Raw genomic sequence first — 20,657 nt, forward strand, 5'->3', positions numbered from 1 at the left:
TAACTATACTATAAAAATAAGAAGATTAAGGAGTGAAAAATATGCCGGCTGAATGGCACTCTGTTGTTCCTGAACTAAATAAACTGGATATAAGGTCAAACCCTGACAATGAACCTGTCTCAATCGAGGGTGATGCAGAAGACCTTCTCTTGGTTGGCACAGGGACCGACGCCGCGGTATTTCGTTCCATGGTCTATCCCCATCTGGCCTTCAAGGTATATGCACAAGAGAAGCGGGACAAAAAGGCAATCGAGGAAGAAGTGTATGAACGCCTCGGGATTTCCCATTACTTTCCTAAGAAGCTCGGGAGCGGTGTGAATTTCCTAGTATTGAGCTTTGAAGAAGGGACTACTCTTTATGACTGTCTCCTTCAAGGAATCACCATCCCACCTGTAGTGATTGAACAGGTGGAACGTGCAAGGGAGCATATCCGGAAATGCGGACTGAACCCAAGGGACATGCATTTGAAAAATATCTTATTGTATGATGGTCGGGCGAAAATCATTGATGTTTCTGAGTATGCACTGCCAGGGAATGATAAGCGCTGGGAGTACCTGAAGAAAGGATATGAACAGTATTACCGACACATCTCTGGAAAGCCGGTTCCATCCTGGATGATGGAAACCGTACGCGCCTGGTTCAATCATACCAAGGGTCCTCAGTTTACGTTTGAAGATTTCATGAAGAAAGTAATCTCCCTTACATTCAGGTGGAAAGTATAAAAAAGCGATCCACCAATGCGGGGATCGCCTTCCTGTTAATTATTGAATTCCAATTCTTTCAGTGAGGAGAATAAGAGATGATAAATCAACTGCAGGGTTTTGCCTATGGAATCATTTTCATTGAAGCCTTCCAGCTTCTCGATCGAAAGATTCAGATCAAACAGCTCGTCCTTGTCATTCCACAGCAGTTGTACTTTGTCATCACCGTGAAGTTTCCCCGCTAAAATCGCTTTCAGCTCAGCTCCTGTCTTTTTTTGCTGTTTCAGTCCGGTCAATATGCTGTAATGGCCAAACACATCATCCACTTCCAATGTCAGACCGTCAATTCGGATAATATCGAACCATTTGCTGTCTATGAATAGAAACTCGTTTCCATGCTGCTTGATGAAATTTACGGGTGTCTCCAGGAAAGCTGGAGCTTCTTCTGTTTGGACAAGCTCTTCTGTTTCTTTGTCCACTCTCTCGATGAGGGCATCATGGAATCGTACCGCATCATCCATAGGCTCAACTGCTATCCCCTCAGGTATGAGACCGTTTTCCTGAGCATAGGCCACTTCGTTAGAAAACAGGGCGATCGTCTGTTCATTCATTTCTTCATCTATGTATGTTCTGAGTGTTTTGTTCAGCATCAATAAACCTCCTAAATACGTTTCATTATTAGTTATATCATATCCTGCTGAGTTTTTCGTAAACTTTGAACCAAAAGGAGAGTTTTCGACAAAAAACGAGGTGTGACTTTTTAAAAAAAAGCTTGCAGAATTTCGCAAGCTTCAAAAATAAACCTGGGGGCAGTCTTCCTGCGATGGAGCAAAGAAGCAATGTGATTTGTATCTCCCTACATTCCGCTGATCATACCAGGTTGGCGGACAGTCGCCTTCAGGACGGAAGAACCACAGAGCATAGGACGCTGGATGGTACTTCCAGCCCCTGATGACCTGTCTTGCAAGACCTATATCTTTTTCTCTAGCCCTTTGATAAAAATAGCCTTTGACTGTGGCTTCGAATCCCCCGGGACGCTGGTATACCATATCATTGATCGTACGCAAATCTTTAAAATCAAGACAGTTGGAAATGACCCTGTTTACTCCCGTGTTGCCGACTGTAAGCATCCCGAGACGGCCGTCCCCTTCTGCTTCCGCCCTCATCAATCTTGCCAAAAGCTTGACATGCTTTTCTGGTGCTTTAATGACCGCCATAATGACACAACCTCCTTTATACCATCTATATTCAAAAGGAGTGAATTAGTGGCGGTAAAAGTCTTCACAGCCACAATGTTTCACCAATATCAAGCACTTTCAGATTTTCTTCCACCAATCCAGCCTTCTTCCATTCGGCAAATAGGCGGCCGAGTGCTTCTGGGCCGGTGTCATCGGCGAGCCGGTAGGTACCGTAATGCATAGGTATGAATAATGAGGCATTCATCTCCATGAACGCTTTAACAGCATCTTCCGGAGTGATGTGGCTGTCACTCATAAACCATTCAGGTTCATAAGCACCGATCGGCATTAATATGATTTCGGGTGAAAGTCTCTCGGCAATTTCTTTAAACCCTCTAAAATACCCCGTATCACCGACAAAGTGTATGCTGGTTCCTGCCGCTGACTTCAAGACCCAGCCGCCCCAATGGGAGGTATTAGTATCTGTCAGCGTCCGTTTGGTCCAATGCTGTGCAGGAACAAAATCAATGGCAATACCTTCTTCATTAAAAGAATCCCACCAATTTGCTTCTATGATTTTTTTATAGCCCCTTCTTGTAAAGGCAGATTTCAGACCAAAAGGGATATAGAAAACAGGATCGCCTTTAAGCCTTTTAATTGAAGCAAAATCCAGATGATCATAGTGGCCGTGTGAAATGAGAACGATATCCACATTCGGAATGTCCGTCGGCAGCAGTCCGGGATCAGTCAGTCTTTTTCCCATTCCCATCCTTCTGGCCCAAACCGGATCAGTCAAAATAGCCAGACCATCCAACTGGATCAGGAAGGTTGAGTGGCCGATCCATGTAATGGTAGGCTTGTCCTTGTTTTGCTTTAGAAGGGAAGCCTCCTTCTTGCCTGCTTGAGGAATCTGTGTCTTGAGATCTTTTATCTTTGTCCGTCTTTCTTTCATCCATTTCATCATGTCATTGAAGGATTTTTGATTGCTGACATCATCTTGATTTTCATATCGCTTCTTTCTTGGCATCATTTTCCCTCGTTTTTTTCTTTCATTATACTTTACTTAAAGTATTTCCGTACAAAATAAAAGTGCCTGGTACAAAACAACCGTTTGTATCAGGCTTCAGATGATGAATTATTTTATCGCAGGGAGCCGCTCTTTATAATTTCCTTTTATGATGCCTTTCTCGGTGATGATGGCGGTGATGTATTCGTTTGGTGTCACATCAAACGCCGGGTTATAGACCTTCACTCCTTTGGGAGCCAACTCAACCCCGTTTAAGTGTGTCACCTCTTGAGGGTTTCGTTCCTCAATCGGGATTTCTTTTCCGGTTTCAATAGCGAGATCTATGGTGGATAACGGTGACGCCACATAGAACGGAATATGAAAGGCATTTGCCAAAATGGCCAATCCGCGTGTCCCGATTTTATTGGCCGTATCCCCATTTGCTGCAATTCTGTCAGCGCCAACGATTATGGCTGAAATTTCTTTTTCGGCGATTGTGTGGGCCGCCATATTATCTGTGATGAGAGTGACATCCATCCCAGCTTGCATCAATTCCCAGACAGTCAACCGTGCCCCCTGAAGGACTGGCCTTGTTTCGGTGGCATATATTTTCAGATCGAGGCCTTTTTCCTTTAAGACATAAAAGGGGGCTAACGCTGTCCCATACCTCGCTGTGGCAATTCCCCCAGCATTGCAGTGTGTCAGGACAGCATCTCCTGCCTGAAATAATTCTACTGCATGTTCCCCGATCTTCCGGCATACTTCCTCGTCTTCTCTGGCGATGGCAAGCGCTTCCTCCAACAGAAGTGATTGTCCCTCTTCCACCGAAGCTGCCTGGGCAAACCGGTTTGCAAGCCTTCCCAATGCCCAAGCAAGGTTGACGGCAGTGGGTCGGGAGGTTTCCAAGTAGTGTCGTTTGTTTTCCAACTCGTAATAAAAGCCAAGGAAATTGTCCTTCTGTTGAAATGATTGAGCCCATAGTGCAAGCCCAAATGCAGCTGTTATCCCGATGGCTGGAGCTCCTCTCACTTTCAGACTGTGAATGCCTTCCCATACCTCTTCTATTGTAGTGAGTTTGATATATTCCGTGACATGCGGAAGTTTTTGCTGATCAAGCAGGAGGATATGATCATCCTTCCACTGTACAGAACGAATGGTTTGCATTTCGGTTTTCATGTTTTTCCCCCTTAATAGAGTGAGAGTTGTGAAGGGTTCTTAATGATTTTACGCTGCAGAATCAACCTTCTGCCCAATTCGATTGCCTCTGTTTTTGCCTTTATTCTTTTTGTCTTATTTTCAATACCGTCAAGATCTGCCACATGGGAAAGCCCGATTGTACGACGGATTATTTCGCAGCCCGCAAAACCAATTGAGTCTTCGAATATTTCAGCCAGGATATGATCGAGGTATCCTGTGGTTGTAGAATAGGTCTCTTGGTTATGTTCCTTCCATAAGTTGGTGAACTCAGAGCAGAAAACCTCCCAAGTTTCGGAAATGATTTGAAGTCTGCCGGCATGGTCATCTTTGGGAAGCGACAAGGAATTCAGCAGGATATTAGCAAAAAATTGTCCCACATCAAATCCGATTGGCCCATAAAACGCAAATTCAGGATCAATAATCTTTGTATCGTCTTCCCTGACAAAGATGCTTCCGGTATGAAGGTCACCATGCAGAAGAGCATCGGCTTGGGTTAAAAACTTTCTTTTCAATTTTCCTGCTTCAAGTCTTACGACAGGGTCATCCCAAAGAGCCTGAACCTTTGCCTTCAGTTCGTCTTCAAAATCATTGCTGTCATGGTCGTGAAAAGGGTCGGTGAACACAAGGTCCTCCGTGATCTTGCATAATTCCGGGTTGATAAATCTGCCGACCAGCTCTTTCTTTTCTCCCCCGTTCAAGCCAAAATCAGATGTGAAAAAGAGAGTCTTGGCAAGGTAAAGACCAATGTGGGTCGGTAAAAGCGGGAATTCCTCCCCATCTATCAAGGCCTTCCTCAATATCTTGTAACTGGATAAATCCTCCATTACCGTCACAGCCAGTTCCGTATCTGTATAAAATAGTTTTGGAACAGACTCTGGGGTGAATTCACTGTACTTCTGCAATGCGCTGCTTTCAATCTGGGCACGCTTCAATGTAAGCGGCATGCTTTCGCCGACGACTTTTGCGTAAGGAAGCGCCTGCTTGATGATGATCGATTTTTCGTAAAGATTGGTCCCAATCCTGAAAACATAGTTCAGGTTTCCGTCCCCGATTTCACTGCAGAATAATTCGTCATTTTCATTGAAGAAGCCTAATGCCTTTGCCAAATTCAGGGCGCTTTCTTCTGTCAAAGGATAATATCCGTTAGGTTTTACAAGTGCCATTCTATATTCCTCCTTGGTTAACAAGGCTTTTCAGCAAAGTAAAAAGCCTCTTTCATTCAGAAAGAGGCTTGAAGACATGAGACTTCGCACCTCTTATCTGCCAGAAAGATTCCTCTTTCTGTTGGAAGTAGCACCGTGCTGTCAGGTTGCATCAAGCGTTTATTTAAAAACGCTCCAGTCTCGCTGGTGACAGTCGGTTGCTGGGCTTCATCGGGCCAAATCCCTCCGCCTACTCTTGATAAGAGAATGTCCTATTTGATTTTTCTAAACATTTTTATTATTCCTGATAAACATTAAACTAAGTTTGGAGGCAATTGTCAACCCTTTTTTTATAAAACGATTTTCGCTCCAGTTGTTCGACTTCGCGGGTGGGGCAATAAGCTAAAAAAGAGGAAGTGTCCATTCATCGACGTTGTAAAATCTGCCCCGGTTGTGAACGAAACGCGACTAAATGACGTCCACATTTTAAAACAAGCCGCGATTCCGGCACTATCGAGACACAATTCAATTCTCAATGAAAATCGCAGCCCTGGTTGGTCTCGTTACGCGACAAACATCCCAACGAATCATAAACTGAGTCTTGATTCGTCAAACTTAATAAAGCTCCGGCCGGCGATCCTGGAAAATCGGGATCTGGTTTCGTACCTGCTTTACTTTTTCCAGATCAAGCTCGGCTGTGATAACGTCTGTCCCTTCGCCTGCTTCAGAGGTCACATCTCCCCCAGGGTCGATGATCATAGAATGGCCGGCGAATTCATTGTCCGGGTCACTGCCGCTGCGGTTGCAGGCTACTATATAGCACTGATTCTCGATCGCTCTCGCCTGAAGCAGCGTGCGCCAGTGACCTACTCGGGCCAATGGCCATTCGGCCACGACGTAAAGTACTTCTGCGCCTCCTGCTGTGTGCGTTCTTAACCATTCCGGGAACCGGATGTCATAGCAGATGAAGGCGGCTGAAGGAACTCCCTCAATTGTCACTGCCCCGCTGGTATCCCCTGCCGAAAGATAGTGGTGTTCATCCATCAGCTTGAATAAATGGACTTTGCTGTATTCGCCGAGAAGGCCGCCATTCCGGTCAAAAGAATATAGCGTATTGGTTACATTTTCTTCGCTTTTCTTAGCAATAGAGCCTCCGACGATATTTGTTTTATATTCTTGAGCAAGGCTTGAAAGGAACTTTTGTGCGTTGATGCCTTTATCATCTGCGATTTCATCAAGCCTCGTCAGGTCGTAACCGGTGGTCCATAGTTCCGGAAGCACGACGACATCGATGTTCGTTTCTTTTTCAAATAAGCGCTGGAACTCATCCGAGACATTTTTATAGTTCTCGTCTGGATTTCCAAATTGTATATCAATCTGCAAGCATGCTACCCTTAAACCCATAGGTCCCCCTCCTCGAAAATTCAAAAAATTAGCTAGACTTTTTTTCATTAACCATATAACATAAGCTACTAGAATTTCAAGAATCTTTCAAAAGGAGCGTCTTATGAAAATCTTCAATCATTCAATAACCTTAGAAAATCTTCCTCAACAGTTTTTCGCCAGACTTGTCAAAGACGTAAGTAAAGTGACTTCTGAAGGACACGATGTGATCAATTTAGCACAGGGAAATCCTGACAAGCCGACCCCGGAACATATCGTTCGTTCGGCACAGGAAGCGGTTGAGAATCCCCTGTTCCATAAATACTCCCCTTTTCGAGGCTATAGCTTCCTTAAGGAAGCAGCAGCTAAGTTCTATAAGCGCGAATACGATGTTGACATCGATCCGGAGACAGAAGTGGCTGTATTGTTCGGAGGAAAGGCAGGCTTAATCGAAGTCAGCCAATGTCTGCTTAATGAAGGGGACACTGCTTTGGTCCCTGATCCAGGTTATCCCGACTACTGGTCGGGAATCGCACTTGCACATGCGCAAATGGAGCCGATGCCTCTCCTGGAAGAAAATCAGTACCTTCCAGATTATTCAAAGATCGATTTAGGTATTCTGGATGAAGCAAAATTGATGTTCTTGAATTATCCAAATAATCCTACCGGAGCCATCGCCACTTCAGAATTTTTCTCAGAGACGGTCGAACTCGCAAATGATCACGACTTCTGTGTGGTCCATGATTTGGCCTATGGTGCCATCGGTTTTGATGGCAAAAAGCCTTTGAGTTATCTTCAGACACCAGGGGCAAAGGATGTCGGAATAGAAATATATACCCTTTCCAAAACCTATAATATGGCTGGATGGAGAGCCGGGTTTGCAGTTGGCAATCCGAGTGTGATCGAGGCATTGAACCTTCTTCAGGATCACTTGCATGTCAGTTTGTTCGGGGGCGTTCAGGAGGCTGCTGCCACTGCACTTACCTCTTCACAGGAATGCGTGGATGAATTGGTATCTTTGTATGAATCCAGACGAAACTTCCTCTTTGAGCGTTTAAAGGAAATCGGCTGGGATGTGGAACCGCCCAAAGGATCCTTCTTCGCCTGGCTGCCTGTGCCAGAAGGCTACACCTCGGAATCCTTCTTTAAGAAATTGCTTGAAGAAGCACATGTCGCGGTTGCTCCTGGAATCGGATTCGGAGATTACGGCGAGGGCTATGTGAGAGTCGGCCTCCTGCAGGAAGAAGATGTCCTGGCAGAAGCAGTGAGGAGAATTGGGAAGCTTGGATTGTTTAAAAAGTAAACCATATCTCAAAATGCTTCCTTGAACATTTTGTTGATGCAGTGCTGATTCAAGATTGAATCGGAGCACCTGGATTGGAAATCCTGCTTACTAAATAAATAATTGACAACATTTCCAACAAGTGTCATAATGCAAGTTGAAATTAACTAAAAATAAATACAATTCCTATTCTTATCAAGAGCAGGCGGAGGGACTGGCCCTATGATGCCCGGCAACCGACTTTTAAAGCACGGTGCTAAATCTTGCAGCAATATTGCTGAGAGATAAGAGAGCTTATTTTGACTGTAAAATAAAACCTCTTCCTCGGCGGGAAGAGGTTTTTTTATTTGGCTCTTTTCGTAACCTTTGTTGCTATTTGATATTCATTCCGAAAAATAGTGGAGTAATGAACCGGAAAAAACCCGTTTAGCAAGAGAGAAAAGAGCTTCTCTCTTCGTTCAGAGCGAAAAACGTAGTATGCAGAAGAAAAATCCGGCTTCTAGGATTTTTCCGGAAGCAACAATGTAAGCGAAAACAGCCTTTTATTTAAAATGCAGAATGTTGAAAGGAGCATCACCTATGTCACACATTACAGCGGTCTATACGGTTCATGGACCGACCGACAATCTGGAGAAAAAAGCGGAAGGCATTGCGCTTGGACTGACGGTTGGATCATGGACGGACCTTCCCCTCCTGGAGCAAAAACAGCTTAAACGCCATAAAGGCCGCGTTGTTTCTGTCGAGGCTTTGGAAGAAAACAAGGGCCTCATCAAAATTTATTATCCGGCAGCCAATTTCAGCAGTGACCTCCCGGCTATTTTAACAACAGTATTCGGCAAGCTTTCATTAGATGGAAAAATCAAATTGACGGATCTTCATTTTTCAGAAGAATTAAAGTCTGTCTTTCCCGGTCCCGGATTTGGTATTGAGGGAATCAGGCAAAGGCTCAACAAGTATGGCCATCCTCTTTTGATGAGTATTTTTAAAAGTGTCTTCGGAAGGGATTTGGACTATTTTTCCGGTCAATTAAGAGACCAGGCGCTTGGCGGAGTTGATATCGTGAAGGATGATGAAATTCTATTTGACAACCCCCTCACTCCGTTTGCCAAGAGGATTACGAAGGCGAAAGAGGTTCTGGATACAGTTTATAACGAGACAGGGCACCGGACATTATATGCCGTCAATTTATCCGGCAAGACATATGATTTAAAAGAAAAAGCGAAACGAGCCAGGGATTTAGGTGCTGATCTTCTTCTCTTCAATGTATTTGCCTATGGTCTTGATGTCCTTCAGTCCATAAGAGAAGATCAAGAAATCGGCCTGCCGATCATGGCCCATCCAGCAGTGAGCGGTGCCCTGACAACCTCACTCCATTATGGGTTTTCGCATCAGCTTCTATTGGGCAAACTGCTCCGGTATGCCGGAGCTGATTTATCCCTCTTCCCTTCCCCATACGGAAGCGTTGCTCTGAAAAAGGAAGCGGCTGTCAGCATAGCAAATGAATTGACTGAAGAAGATTCACAGTTCAAAAAAGCATTTCCGGTCCCATCCGCGGGCATTCATCCGGGATTGACCCCCCTGCTTTACCGGGACTTTGGGGCTGATTCTGTCATTAATGCAGGCGGCGGTATTCATGGGCATCCTCTTGGCGCTGCGGGAGGCGGAAAAGCATTCATTCAAGCAATTCAAGCGGTTGTTGAAGGAATCCCTCTGGGGAAAGCAGCCCGGGAACATGATGAACTTCAGCAGGCGATAAACCTGTGGGGATCAAGCGAGGTACCGGTATGACACGTTTAAGAATATTTTGTGATTTTGACGGTACGATTACGACAACGGACAATATCATTTCCCTTATGAAAAGATTTGCTCCTCCTGAATGGAATGCACTTAAAGATGCCATTCTTTCTCACCAGATTTCAATCAAGGAGGGTGTCGGTGCGATGTTCAGTCTTCTCCCCTCTTCCCTTCGAGATGAATTGGTTCACTACTTACTGGACACCCATCAGCTGCGTCAAGGGTTTAAGGAGTTCATCGACTGGACTCAGCAACAGGAAATAAAGTTGAAGATTGTCAGCGGCGGGATTGATTTCTTTGTAGAACCGATCTTGGATGGGATCATTTCTGCAAAGGAAGTGTACTGCAACAGCGCCGACTTTTCAGGAGATACCATCAGGATCACCTGGCCTCATGCCTGTGATGAGCATTGTAATAATGAATGCGGCTGCTGTAAGACCAGCATTATCCGTCATGAAGCAGAGCCCCGGGATTTCTTAGTGATGATTGGCGATTCGATCACAGATTTGGAAGGGGCAAAAATGGCAGACTTGGTTTTTGCTTGTGATGATTTCCTTGCCGATAAATGCAAGGAGCTTGGATTGAACTACCGTTATTTTGAAACGTTCCATGAAGTGATAGCGGGTTTGGAAGAGATTAATAGAGAGGGTGAAGCACATGAGCAACTATCTTGAAAAGTGGAATGAACTAAGTGAAGTGAAAGCGGAATTGGCAAAGCGGGACTGGTTCTACGGCACAAGCGGTAATTTGTCCATCCGTGTCAGCGGATCCCCCCTTTCCTTCCTGGTAACTGCAAGTGGTAAAGATAAAAGAAAGACGACGTGTGAAGATTTTCTACTCGTCGACGGTGATGGGAATCCTGCTGAAGATACAGATTTAAAGCCTTCTGCAGAGACCCTGCTTCATCTGGAAATTTACCGCCGGACCAATGCCGGCTGCTCTCTCCATGTCCATACGGTAGATAACAATGTCATCTCCGAACTTTATGGAGACAGCCGCGAAGTCGTCTTCAAGGGTCAGGAAATCATCAAGGCATTCGGTCTTTGGAATGAAAATGCCGAACTTCGGCTCCCGATCATACCGAACCATGCTGATATCCCCCTTCTAGCAAGTGAGCTGGTCCGTCACATTCAAGGTGCTTCCGGGGCTGTTCTGATCCGCAATCATGGGATCACAGTTTGGGGAAAGGATGCATTTGAAGCAAAGAAGCATTTAGAAGCATATGAGTTCTTATTCAACTATCATGTTAAACTACTAACCTTGCGCCAAGCTGCGCTTAACTAATAGGAGGAATCAAGATGGCTGTTATAAAAGTTAGGAACACAGGTGAAACCATTTCAGGAGAAGAAAACGTCAGGGGATTTTTAGCCAATCAGGAAGTGCTTTATGAGCATTGGGATGTATCAAAGCTTCCAGCTGAACTACGTGATCGCTGCCAGATCACGGATGATGAAAAGCAAACCGTCATCGACACGTTTGAAAAGGAAATTACATCCTTGGCAGAACGCCGCGGATATGGAAGCTGGGATGTAGTGGCTCTATCGGAAGCAACGCCGAATATTGAAGACCTTTTGAATAAATTTGAGCAGGTTCATACCCATACCGAGGATGAAGTCCGCGCCATTACGGCTGGCCATGGCATTTTCATTATCAAAGGCAGTGACGAAACCGGTTACTTTGATGTCGAGTTGGAAGCAGGCGATGTGATATCTGTCCCTGAGGGAAATCCCCATTTCTTCACACTGATGGAAGATAAGCAGGTTGTGGCTGTCCGCTTGTTCATTGATTCTACAGGGTGGGTTGCTCATCCATTCAAAGATCCAGAATTTCAACAATCATAAGGTATGTTTCGCCAGCGGGCTTGGGGTCGCTGGTTCTTTTATCAGCCGTAAATCATCCTGTATCCCATCAAGAACGGCTGATTAAGCCTGTGTTCCCCCCTCCTCTTTCAATAAAAAAAACCCAGAAGACGCAACGTCTGCTGGGAACACCATTAAAAGGTCTTAGCCAGGTCCTTCGCACGGGCAATTCCATTCTCTTTGATAGCCTGTGCTTTCTCCGGCATTGCGTTATGCCCCTCAATGAATAAGCCTTCAAAGGAAGGAACTCCAAAGAACTGCATGATGTTGTCAAGGTACCGATGTCCCATTTCCATCTGAGCAGCCGGCCCTTCTGAATAAATGCCGCCGCGCGCTTGGATATGAAGCGCTTTTTTATCTGTCAGCAACCCTATCGGCCCTTCAGCTGTGTATTTAAATGCCTTCCCTGCCACTGCAACTGAATCGATATATGCTTTCATTACCGGCGGGAATGAGAAGTTCCAAAGTGGCGTAACAAAAACATACTTATCAGCCGATACAAATTGTTCGCTTAGTTCAGATAGTCTTCCCACTTTTCCTTTTTCCTCTTCTGACAGTTCTTCAAATCCTGATCCTTTTTGAAGTTTGCCCCATCCAGCGAAAACGTCGGCATCGATTTGAGGGATATGTTCCTTATATAAATCCACGTGAATGACTTCATCAGAAGGATTGCTTTCTTTATACGTATCAATGAAAGCTTTCCCGGCTGCCATACTGAATGACTCTTTATCATCGTGTGGGTGCGCTGTAACGTACAAGACCTTTGCCATAATACTGATCGTCCCTTCTAAGTAAATTGACAGTTTAGTTTCTGTTAGTATGCATTCTTTTATTCCAATGAAAAGGAAAAGTGCATTCAAGCTTTCACTTACCCGATTTCACAAAAAAAGTAACCAACTCATTCAAAACACGCCAAATGACCTAATGACAAAAAAAGAAGCTGACACTGACTCAGCTCCTAAAAAAATGTCTATCAATCCTCACTGCTTACTTCATAAGGGTTACCGCCGATATTTCTTCTTGCTTCCTGTGTCAGCACAAAAGGTTCTTCTCTCTGGAAAATGGGTTCCATCTCATTACCTGAGGTTGTGGAGCCATCAGAGTGCAAGGGTTTGTTGTCCATATGATATTCCTCCTGATAAAAAAGTAATAGCTTGTTCATTCTATTTTACCAATTTATTAATGGAAATATCAGTATTTTATATAAAAAACGAGTGTGTTAATCTTTTTTTGCTGTAAGGGTATATACGAATCTGAAACGTGACATAATCATCTGCTGGTTTACAGATACTACCACTGAGATACTAAAGGAGGCTGTTTATGAAGAAAATGCCCATGACATCTATGGCAAGCGGTATCGGGATCCAAGTATTGCCTGACCTCTATTGCCACACAATTCAAATTGTGAATATCGCCTTTATAGGCGACCCGAGTGTAAGCAGCGAATATGTTTTGATTGATGCGGGGATGCCGGAGTCCGAGGAAAAGATTATGGAAGCAGCTAAGGAACGATTCGGTGAAAAAGCTGTCTGTAAAGCAATTGTCCTTACCCATGGACATTTTGACCATGTTGGAGCTCTTGAAGGGCTTATTGAAAAGTGGGATGTTCCAGTTTATGCACATGCCGCTGAGGTGCCGTTCCTGACGGGGGAAAGCAATTATCCGCCGCCTAATACGGATGCAGACTCTGGATTGGTAGCCAAGATGTCTTCCATGTTCCCTCGGCACAGCATTGATGTGTCCTCCAGCCTGAAAATCCTGCCTGAAGACGGTACCATTCCTGTGCTTCCCGGCTGGAAATACATCCACACACCGGGGCATACACCTGGACACATATCATTATACAGGGAAAGTGATCAGGCACTGATTGCAGGTGATGCCTTCATCAATGTTGAACAGGAGAAGCTTTATGATGTCCTCACACAAAAACAGGAAATCCATGGCCCTCCTCAATATTTTACAACAGACTGGCAGGCGGCGTGGAAGTCTGTTGTAACTTTGTCAGAGTTAAATCCTCTAGTCGCTGTGGTTGGCCACGGCCTTCCGCTTGCAGATGATGAACTGAGAACAAATCTTGACAAGCTTGCGAGAGATTTTAGGGAAACAGAAATTCCCGAAAACAAAAAATGACAGGAAAGAAGAGGCTGAAGTAATACAGCCTCTTCTCTTTGCTTAATTACTCTTTCTCCACTCTTCTCTTTTGCAGCTTCTCCTTCGAGGTTAAGCTAAAAGCAAATAATGAGATTTTTGCCAGTTTATCCATGCCGAGGTTTTCAAGTAGTGAAGGATCCCTTGCAGCAACAATAAGGCTTGCCAATCTTTCTAACAATTTCTGCTGGCATTGTATCACTCTCTGCAAAGAATTGACAATGGATTCATGAGCTTTCAACTGATCGTACATTCTAGATACTCTTAACTCAATGGGAGATTGAGTGCCACTCTCCATTGTAATCATTTCCTTCTCGTTTTCGTAATACCTCATGTCTTGTACAGCCTATGTGAGTCTATCCCTCTTTCTCACGAATCACCTGTTTCACTAAAAGTTGTTCAATTTAAGTGAATCCCAGGATATTACAATCATTGAGATAGAGTCCTTTCAATTCGATAGGTTCATAGATCATTAATGAGTGCAGGTATTGAAATGATGCGGTTTTGTTCAGGGGGGATGGGTTTCGCATGGGTTTGGTTGGATTCCTGTACTATTGGTTCGGGTTTCTAATAATAAAAAAGAGAAGCCTGCAGATCAGGCTTCATTCTTTCTCGTTGGTCAGCTTTATCACTCTGCAGAATATCCAGACGATCACACTAACGATAATCACTGGTATGAAAATGATGAGATAAACAAGGATACTTTCGAACAACGGCGGCTCCCGGTCTTCTTGATTCTGTTGATCTTCTGCTGACCGCTCCATCGTTAGAGAGGAATTTGAGCTGAATTCAGCAGTGATTCTTGATTGGTTACTTGAATGGGCCTGGCTGTATAATGGAAAAATCAGTGAAGAACTGCATACTGTCAAAAAAACACTCAGGAAGTAAACAGCAGATATCCTTTTCATGACCACACTCCTTTCATTTTAAAAGGGCTTTCGGATAAATCCCAAGAACAGAATTCCCCCTTGGTAAATGGTTTCTTTTTTGCTAATCAAGGTTTTCAGGAGGCTCATGTCAGCATTTTTAGAAATTTGCATGAAATAGAAACAAAGTCTAAAAAAGTCATCCAATTAGGAATTTTCCCGGTGGATAGGCACATGATTCCCTGTTGTCAATAGGATGTAAAGGAAGTTTAAAAAGCTCAAAGCTGAAAGGCAGGTATATTTTGTGAACCATTTTTATCCATATGGAATGAACGGAACCAGTTCAGAGAGAATGCAGACCTTCCCTTCTTCTCATGATCCCTTGATGGAATTTGATCAGGATCATACGTCCCCTTATAGAATGACAGGATTAAACCCTTTACAGATGTCTGGAATAAATGAAGATGAATTAATGCCTATGAACATGTCTGAGATGCATGGAATGCAACAGGGCCAGAGCCCTTACAATATGTATGGCATGGAACAGGATCCCGCTGATATGTATGGAATGCAGCAAGGCCAGAACCCGTATGGCATGTATGGAATGCAGCCGGGTTCTGGCGGCCAGGCATCTCACAATATGCTGCAAGGAAATCCATGGCAAATGTCTGATATGCCTTCGATGAATCCTTATCAATCAAGTTTGGATACAGGACAGATGGGAGGTAGTGGATCAGGAAATCAGTATACCCAGTTTACCGAGTGGCCATACGGGCAGCAATATAGCCACTCCCCTCAAGGCACATATGCTTCTCCCTTCATGCATGGCCAAGGGAATCCTGGATATGGCTCAGAGCTTCCTTATGGCTCCCCACAGCCAGGATTTGCTGAAGGATATTATGGACCTGCCCAGTCATATGGGGGTTATCCATCTCAGGGATATGGAATGCCCGGTGGACCATTCGGCATGGGAGCAGGACCCGGAATGAGATATTTCTGGTAAACCGAAAGCAGAGCTGGAGCTGATCTTGCTCTGCTTTTTCTAATGGAACGGCCTTATTAAAAGTGACAAACCTCAAATGGATTCCCATCTGGATCATTAAATGTAAAGAAGGTCACGGTGCCGTCAATCTCAAGCTGTCCTGCTTCAACGCCCTTTCCTTTTAGTTTTAACTGCGTTTCTTCAATTGCATCGGAGAACAGGACCGGCTTTATGGTCGGTCGCCCTATTTCCCCTTCAATAATTGTAATAGGCGTTTCGCCCTGCCCGACTTTAAATACAATATGATTTCCGCCATCGTAGATTTCTTCCAATTCGAGTACTTCTTTATACCAATTTTTTGCCTTCTCCAGGTTTTTCACATTCAAAATTACTGTATCCAATTTAGCAAACATAATCGACTCTCCTTTTCTCTGTAATTCGCCTTTATGTTTTACCTTCTCTTGATCTATTTAAACAATGACAAGTGTCCGACCTTTTCTTTTGCTTCTGCTTTGGGCATGGGAGGAAGTGCTACTACAGTCAGCGAACCCGATTCAATTTCTGTCCTTCCGCTGTCCCTTATGCTGTAATAACCCTGATCTGCCAGCTTTTCAAGGTCTTTTTGTCTTCCTCTCAAGACAATCTTGGTCATTCCTTTTTGAAACCATTGGATAAAGTACTCCCTGCATCCTGGAAAAGCAGATGAATCCGAAAGGAGATCGATGGTACTGATGGTGGCTGCATGTGCTGTCTGGGCTCCGATTTTCCCTGATGACATATTCAAGTCCTTATTTACTACGTAGTATTGAACAATTTCATTTTCAGCCAAGATAATTCTCCTTTCTATTCGTGGAAAAAAGCACCTAATTATTGTGTAGCTTCCATACAATTTGGAAATGGACTGCTTACCTATTCCTACTATACTTTGAAAGCGTTGTCTTTGAAAACGATTAGTTGGTCAGTACTAAAAGTTTTTATGGTTTGGTGAGCTTATAGGGCGCTTGAAGAAGGGATAATTACTTCTTTGTTCCTGACTGCCTTTTACTAAGCTAAATAACCCGACCGCTTATCCCGCTGCTTTCAATAAAATTTAAAGAAAGTATCTTCACGATGGAAAGCTTGACTCGGGATGCGGAAGTGGAGAAGAGAAGGAAATAGTAGCCTAAGCCGCAGCGATTGGTGCTTCGGTTAAGGCTGCTTTTCTATAAGTAGAGCCAGTTCTTTATAGATGTCTACTATTTCGTCGATTTTCATCCTGACGAGACCGCTTGAAGACGGTGCCACAAAATCAATGACTCCACCCACCATTGATTCCTCCTGCACTCCCCAAGAAATCTTCCGTTTTTGTGAAAACTGCTGGTACACACCTTTTCCGACATAGCAGGCAATGTGGGGAGAGTAGTTTTGAAGCTTTTGGTTTAGGATGCCCCTTCCCTCTTCATACTCCTCTTTGGTTATGTCGGCGGCCTCTTTTGTCGGCCGCTCAACGATATTGGTAAGACCGTATCCGAGTTTAAGCAGGCTGGAGTCTTCTTCAGGTGCATACTGTCTCGGTGTCAGCCCGGAAAGATGAAGGATCTTCCAAAACCGGTTGCTGCGATTGGCATAATTATGCCCCACCTGTCCGGACTTCAAGCTCGGATTGAAGCCAATAAATACAATATCCAGGTCCTTCCTTAGATGATCTGGCAATGGCTGCATGCGATATCCCTCCTTTGTATTGCTTTAGTCCTTTAAAGCACTCGGGGACAGTCCCCTGTTACTTTAAAGCGGTAAAGTTTATTTTTTGAAGCCGCTGAGAATGAATTTAAGGTTTGTGTAATTCAGATCCAGTGGCTGAAGACCTGCCTTCTTCAACATCATCTGGGTGTTGTCAGATGGAAAAACTATTTCCCGTGTGAAATAGTTTTCAAAAACGGACATTGAATGGTTAAATGTTTCTTCAATAGGGTTTAAAGTGTCAGCTTTTGAAAAAGGAATGAGTTCCATATTTGGGAATTCAAGCACTTCTTTTATCACTTGAAAGATTTCTCCCTGGGTGAGCGGCTCTGGATCCACTATATTATAGACTATTCCACCTTCACCATAATTCAAAGCGGCTTTCAATATTTTTACCACATAATCAACTGGTACCAGATTAATTTTCAGATCAGCTTGCCCTAGGAAATGATAAACCATCCTCTCTGCACCTTCCGCTTTGCTCATTTTTCTTTTAAGAAGGGAGGCAGCCTTCAATAATCCATAGACACCAAAAGTTGTTTCAGCTTCTCCAGTCCTTGAGTCCCCGATTATAATGGAAGGCCTCAATATACGAATATCCATACTATTTCTATATGAATCAACAAGATGCTCTGCATGTGCCTTTGATTCTTCATAGGGGTTAACAAAGGCCCTGTCAAGGCTGTATAGCTCCTCATGTCCTTCCGTTTGCATTCCTATTGTATAGGCAGTGCTCACATACAGGAAGGTGTTACAGTGAATTCTTTCTGCAAATTCCAACGTATTTCTAGTGCCTTCCAGATTGATGTTGAATGTTTCCTCCCTCTGTGAAGGATCAAAAGAAAGGTAAGCTGCCATATGATAAATTGCATCAATTTCTCCCTTTAAATTAGCCTTTTGCATTTCTGTGAACCCAAGGTCATCTTTCTGCAAATCTCCTTGCAAGCAAACAATTTCCCCCTTGGATTCTGGCATTTCACTTAAAAAGGTTTCCACTTTCACGGCGCTTCTGCACAGTATGTACAATTTATGGCCGTCAGCCAGCAATCCTTCTGCTAATTTCTTTCCGACAAATCCCGTTGCCCCGGTTAGAAATATATTCAAACAGCCCCCTCATTTCTATTCTAAAGTTGTTAATAAGGCTTACGATGATACCCTCTACTATAGTACATAATCAACCCATAAATTGAAAAGGATAACAAGGAAAGGAGGCTTAAAAACTATGACAAATAAAAATGATAACCGTGAACGTAAGAATAAATACCCTCGAAACAAGGTATTCAATGAAGAATTTGCGAAGGATGCAACCATTAGAAGTGAAATCACACAGCAGGATATTAAAAATAAGCTTAAATAACGCTTTAACACATTAACGCAGCAGGGGACTGTCCCCTGCTGCGTTAATGTGTTAAAGAGAAATGGCTTATGCTGTTTTCAGCATACAGGGTAATCTTATTTGTTCTCTTTCGACAAAAAAATCTTTGTGCCACCAAAGGAGATTCTCAAAGATTGGTAGTTTAAAGGCATTTTCTGCGTTATGATAAAGAAATAGTAGAATTCGAAAAGGATGACGGATAACACGCCGGAATCTCAAAACAGAATCTATGAAATGAAAAAACAACATTTACGAGCATCAGCGATCGGGAACTTCTTCATCACTTGGTTTCTGAATACGTATACAATGTATAAAGCAAAGAGTTTATAAAAATGGATATGATGGGCTGTAATGGACTAGGCAGAGAACTAGACATAAGCCGAAATAATAAGGGCCACTCCTTGTTATTTCGGCTTTTTTCTTTCAATAAGGACCTTATCAATGAATTGTTTTGAGCGATTGAACAGGAACCAAGTCCAGGAGAACGACCAATAATCTTGCGGAAATCATAAAGTGAGAATAGGGAGATTTTTATGGAAAAAAAGGTTGTTATACAAATTCATATCGAGGATGATATTATATTTGCCCGGAAAATGGTTAGGAAATTGGGCGAATCTGTAAATCTAACTCAAGTAAACTTGGCAAGGGTCATTACCTCAGTTTCTGAATTATCTTGGAATATCTATCAGTTTGCTGGGAAGGGATTCATTGAATTAGAAATAATAAGGGAGCAATCAAAAACAGGAATCAGGATCACCGCTAATGATGATGGTCCTGGCATAGAGGATATTAAACAGGCATCGAAGAAAGGCTACTCTTCAATCGGTACTCTTGGCGCCGGCATTCCAGGCGTCCAGAACATGATGGATGAATTCACGATAAAAAGCTCCCCCGGGGACGGTACAAAAGTCACCGCTGTGAAATGGCAGCTGAAATGAAAAATATGAGCTTTAACGTATTAACGCACTAAGAGGGACAGTCCCTTTTAGTGCGTTAATACGTTAAAAAATGAATTTTGTCAAGCGCCATGATTGGAGTCCCGCTCCCCTTCTGTCTTTGAAAAGAGAAATCCAAACAAGGAAGCCAATATTTGTTGAAACAGCATGGCAATTACTACAGGCACCGCCACTGGAGCAGGAAAATAATGGACCGCTATGACGGCCCCGGCACTGATATTCCTCATTCCTCCCGTAAATAACAGGCTGATTTGAGTATCACGACTCCTCTTTGCTGCTTTTGCGAGCATCCAAGCAAAAACGTAACCCCCAATAGCAATGAACAGGACGGCCACCCCTATACTGATAAGTTTCCAGTCAACCTTGCGCAAATAGGGTGCTGCAGATGCACTGTTGATGGCAACAACGACCCCTATCCCTATTTTCGTGAATGGCTGCAGCTTCACTCCCAAGGAATCCTTTATGCCCCCTTTCGTTATATGGTTCAAGAACATTCCTGCCAATGACGGAATGGCAACCATTGTTAACAACCCTGTCATAAGACTTCCTGTATCGATCCCTGCCTTTTCCCCTGCAAAGATGGACAAGCTATATGGGACGATAAGTGGAGACAAGAGGGTATCCAATAGGATGATGGATAGTGCCAGTTCTATATTTCCTTTATAAATCGATACCCAGACAAAACTTGTAATTCCGGTCGGGATAACCATTCCAAGAACCAGGCCCGTAACCGTCATGGTATCTTCCGGAAAGACAATAGAACCAATGGAGAAGGCCCAAACCGGCATAATGATGTGAAGGATGACCATCGCCATTAATAATGCTGCAGGTTTCGTCACAGTCTTTTGAAGACCAGAAAAATTGCTGTTTAAGCTGCCGGCAAACGTCATGATTGCGAAGACCCAGGGCACCAGAAAGGTGAGGGCTTTCAAACTTTCTTCCAACATGATACCTGCAATAACAGCTGCCGGCGTTATGAAGGGCATTAATCTTTCTAAAACTCTATTTACACTCATTTTTAAGTCTCCAGTAATCGTAGCCATTATGAAATGATTATTGATAGATACGT

General features: G+C 43.7%; 25 protein-coding genes and 2 riboswitches. Of the genes, 10 read left to right on the forward strand and 15 right to left on the reverse strand.

What is annotated here, in order from left to right:
* Positions 1–41: 41 nt before the first annotated feature.
* On the forward strand, positions 42–722 hold the full coding sequence (locus tag AC4E8A_RS10430) for a serine/threonine protein kinase (protein ID WP_490198414.1): 681 nt from the start codon (positions 42–44) through the stop codon (positions 720–722).
* A gap of 35 nt (positions 723–757) precedes the next feature.
* Here the strand turns inward: AC4E8A_RS10430 and AC4E8A_RS10435 are convergent, their stop codons facing one another.
* The 6 genes from AC4E8A_RS10435 to AC4E8A_RS10460 all read right to left on the reverse strand — a co-directional run bounded on the left by AC4E8A_RS10435 (position 758) and on the right by AC4E8A_RS10460 (position 6,628).
* On the reverse strand, positions 758–1,351 hold the full coding sequence (locus AC4E8A_RS10435) for a hypothetical protein (RefSeq protein ID WP_490198415.1): 594 nt from the start codon (positions 1,349–1,351) through the stop codon (positions 758–760).
* A 141-nt stretch (positions 1,352–1,492) separates the two neighbouring features.
* Entirely contained in the window at positions 1,493–1,918 is a 426-nt protein-coding gene (locus tag AC4E8A_RS10440) for a cell wall hydrolase (RefSeq protein WP_490198416.1), read from the reverse strand.
* Positions 1,919–1,982: 64 nt separating this feature from the next.
* Positions 1,983–2,906 carry an MBL fold metallo-hydrolase gene (locus AC4E8A_RS10445; RefSeq protein ID WP_490198843.1) on the reverse strand — a complete coding sequence of 308 codons (924 nt, stop codon included), beginning with the start codon at positions 2,904–2,906 and terminating at the stop codon, positions 1,983–1,985.
* Between the two features lie 108 nt (positions 2,907–3,014).
* Entirely contained in the window at positions 3,015–4,061 is a 1,047-nt protein-coding gene (gene mtnA / locus AC4E8A_RS10450) for an S-methyl-5-thioribose-1-phosphate isomerase (protein WP_490198417.1), read from the reverse strand.
* Positions 4,062–4,072: 11 nt separating this feature from the next.
* Positions 4,073–5,245, reverse strand: coding sequence for an S-methyl-5-thioribose kinase (mtnK, locus tag AC4E8A_RS10455; RefSeq protein WP_490198418.1), 1,173 nt, complete (start codon positions 5,243–5,245; stop codon positions 4,073–4,075).
* Between the two features lie 90 nt (positions 5,246–5,335).
* Positions 5,336–5,490, reverse strand: a riboswitch (SAM riboswitch).
* Positions 5,491–5,839: 349 nt separating this feature from the next.
* Positions 5,840–6,628, reverse strand: coding sequence for a carbon-nitrogen family hydrolase (locus AC4E8A_RS10460; RefSeq protein WP_490198419.1), 789 nt, complete (start codon positions 6,626–6,628; stop codon positions 5,840–5,842).
* Positions 6,629–6,731: 103 nt separating this feature from the next.
* On the opposite strand from AC4E8A_RS10460, the gene AC4E8A_RS10465 reads away from it, so the two are divergent.
* From AC4E8A_RS10465 to AC4E8A_RS10485, 5 genes are all read left to right on the forward strand, one after another.
* Entirely contained in the window at positions 6,732–7,910 is a 1,179-nt protein-coding gene (locus AC4E8A_RS10465) for a pyridoxal phosphate-dependent aminotransferase (protein WP_490198420.1), read from the forward strand.
* A 168-nt stretch (positions 7,911–8,078) separates the two neighbouring features.
* A riboswitch (SAM riboswitch) is annotated at positions 8,079–8,180 on the forward strand.
* Between the two features lie 288 nt (positions 8,181–8,468).
* Positions 8,469–9,677 (forward strand): 2,3-diketo-5-methylthiopentyl-1-phosphate enolase, encoded by a 1,209-nt coding sequence (locus AC4E8A_RS10470; RefSeq protein WP_490198421.1) that lies wholly within the window; start codon positions 8,469–8,471, stop codon positions 9,675–9,677.
* The gene (locus AC4E8A_RS10475; RefSeq protein WP_490198423.1) at positions 9,674–10,357 is read left to right on the forward strand and encodes a 2-hydroxy-3-keto-5-methylthiopentenyl-1-phosphate phosphatase; all 684 of its coding nucleotides are present in this window, start codon (positions 9,674–9,676) and stop codon (positions 10,355–10,357) included. Before AC4E8A_RS10470 ends, AC4E8A_RS10475 begins: the two co-directional genes overlap by 4 nt.
* Complete coding sequence (locus AC4E8A_RS10480; RefSeq protein ID WP_490198424.1) at positions 10,341–10,967, forward strand: methylthioribulose 1-phosphate dehydratase; 627 nt, start codon at positions 10,341–10,343, stop codon at positions 10,965–10,967. Before AC4E8A_RS10475 ends, AC4E8A_RS10480 begins: the two co-directional genes overlap by 17 nt.
* 14 nt (positions 10,968–10,981) lie before the next feature.
* Positions 10,982–11,524: a cupin domain-containing protein gene (locus AC4E8A_RS10485; protein ID WP_490198425.1), complete on the forward strand. Its 543-nt coding sequence runs from the start codon at positions 10,982–10,984 to the stop codon at positions 11,522–11,524.
* Between the two features lie 152 nt (positions 11,525–11,676).
* Here AC4E8A_RS10485 and AC4E8A_RS10490 read toward each other — a convergent pair whose 3' ends face one another.
* Positions 11,677–12,312 carry an FMN-dependent NADH-azoreductase gene (locus AC4E8A_RS10490; RefSeq protein WP_490198426.1) on the reverse strand — a complete coding sequence of 212 codons (636 nt, stop codon included), beginning with the start codon at positions 12,310–12,312 and terminating at the stop codon, positions 11,677–11,679.
* 203 nt (positions 12,313–12,515) lie between these two features.
* A complete protein-coding gene (locus AC4E8A_RS10495) occupies positions 12,516–12,665 on the reverse strand; it encodes a hypothetical protein (protein WP_490198427.1) in 150 nt (49 codons plus the stop codon).
* Between the two features lie 197 nt (positions 12,666–12,862).
* On the opposite strand from AC4E8A_RS10495, the gene AC4E8A_RS10500 reads away from it, so the two are divergent.
* Positions 12,863–13,672: an MBL fold metallo-hydrolase gene (locus tag AC4E8A_RS10500; RefSeq protein ID WP_490198428.1), complete on the forward strand. Its 810-nt coding sequence runs from the start codon at positions 12,863–12,865 to the stop codon at positions 13,670–13,672.
* Between the two features lie 46 nt (positions 13,673–13,718).
* On the opposite strand, the gene AC4E8A_RS10505 is transcribed toward AC4E8A_RS10500, so the two are convergent.
* A complete protein-coding gene (locus tag AC4E8A_RS10505; RefSeq protein WP_490198429.1) occupies positions 13,719–14,024 on the reverse strand; it encodes a hypothetical protein in 306 nt (101 codons plus the stop codon).
* 268 nt (positions 14,025–14,292) lie between these two features.
* Entirely contained in the window at positions 14,293–14,598 is a 306-nt protein-coding gene (locus AC4E8A_RS10510) for a hypothetical protein (RefSeq protein ID WP_490198430.1), read from the reverse strand.
* A 262-nt stretch (positions 14,599–14,860) separates the two neighbouring features.
* Here AC4E8A_RS10510 and AC4E8A_RS10515 point away from each other — a divergent pair, with 262 nt between their 5' ends.
* Positions 14,861–15,559, forward strand: coding sequence for a hypothetical protein (locus AC4E8A_RS10515; protein WP_490198431.1), 699 nt, complete (start codon positions 14,861–14,863; stop codon positions 15,557–15,559).
* Positions 15,560–15,615: 56 nt separating this feature from the next.
* On the opposite strand, the gene AC4E8A_RS10520 is transcribed toward AC4E8A_RS10515, so the two are convergent.
* The 4 genes from AC4E8A_RS10520 to AC4E8A_RS10535 form a co-directional block, all read right to left on the reverse strand.
* Positions 15,616–15,951, reverse strand: coding sequence for a VOC family protein (locus AC4E8A_RS10520; RefSeq protein ID WP_490198432.1), 336 nt, complete (start codon positions 15,949–15,951; stop codon positions 15,616–15,618).
* Positions 15,952–16,004: 53 nt separating this feature from the next.
* Positions 16,005–16,367 (reverse strand): aminoacyl-tRNA hydrolase, encoded by a 363-nt coding sequence (locus AC4E8A_RS10525; protein ID WP_490198433.1) that lies wholly within the window; start codon positions 16,365–16,367, stop codon positions 16,005–16,007.
* Between the two features lie 359 nt (positions 16,368–16,726).
* Positions 16,727–17,239, reverse strand: coding sequence for a mismatch-specific DNA-glycosylase (locus AC4E8A_RS10530; RefSeq protein WP_490198434.1), 513 nt, complete (start codon positions 17,237–17,239; stop codon positions 16,727–16,729).
* A gap of 78 nt (positions 17,240–17,317) precedes the next feature.
* Complete coding sequence (locus AC4E8A_RS10535; RefSeq protein ID WP_490198435.1) at positions 17,318–18,361, reverse strand: SDR family oxidoreductase; 1,044 nt, start codon at positions 18,359–18,361, stop codon at positions 17,318–17,320.
* A gap of 118 nt (positions 18,362–18,479) precedes the next feature.
* Here AC4E8A_RS10535 and AC4E8A_RS10540 point away from each other — a divergent pair, with 118 nt between their 5' ends.
* On the forward strand, positions 18,480–18,614 hold the full coding sequence (locus tag AC4E8A_RS10540; protein ID WP_421385108.1) for a hypothetical protein: 135 nt from the start codon (positions 18,480–18,482) through the stop codon (positions 18,612–18,614).
* A 551-nt stretch (positions 18,615–19,165) separates the two neighbouring features.
* Complete coding sequence (locus AC4E8A_RS10545; protein ID WP_490198436.1) at positions 19,166–19,570, forward strand: anti-sigma regulatory factor; 405 nt, start codon at positions 19,166–19,168, stop codon at positions 19,568–19,570.
* Positions 19,571–19,650: 80 nt separating this feature from the next.
* Here the strand turns inward: AC4E8A_RS10545 and AC4E8A_RS10550 are convergent, their stop codons facing one another.
* Entirely contained in the window at positions 19,651–20,604 is a 954-nt protein-coding gene (locus AC4E8A_RS10550; RefSeq protein ID WP_490198437.1) for a bile acid:sodium symporter family protein, read from the reverse strand.
* Positions 20,605–20,657: the final 53 nt, after the last annotated feature.

Source organism: Bacillus sp. SRL337, assembly GCF_984799155.1.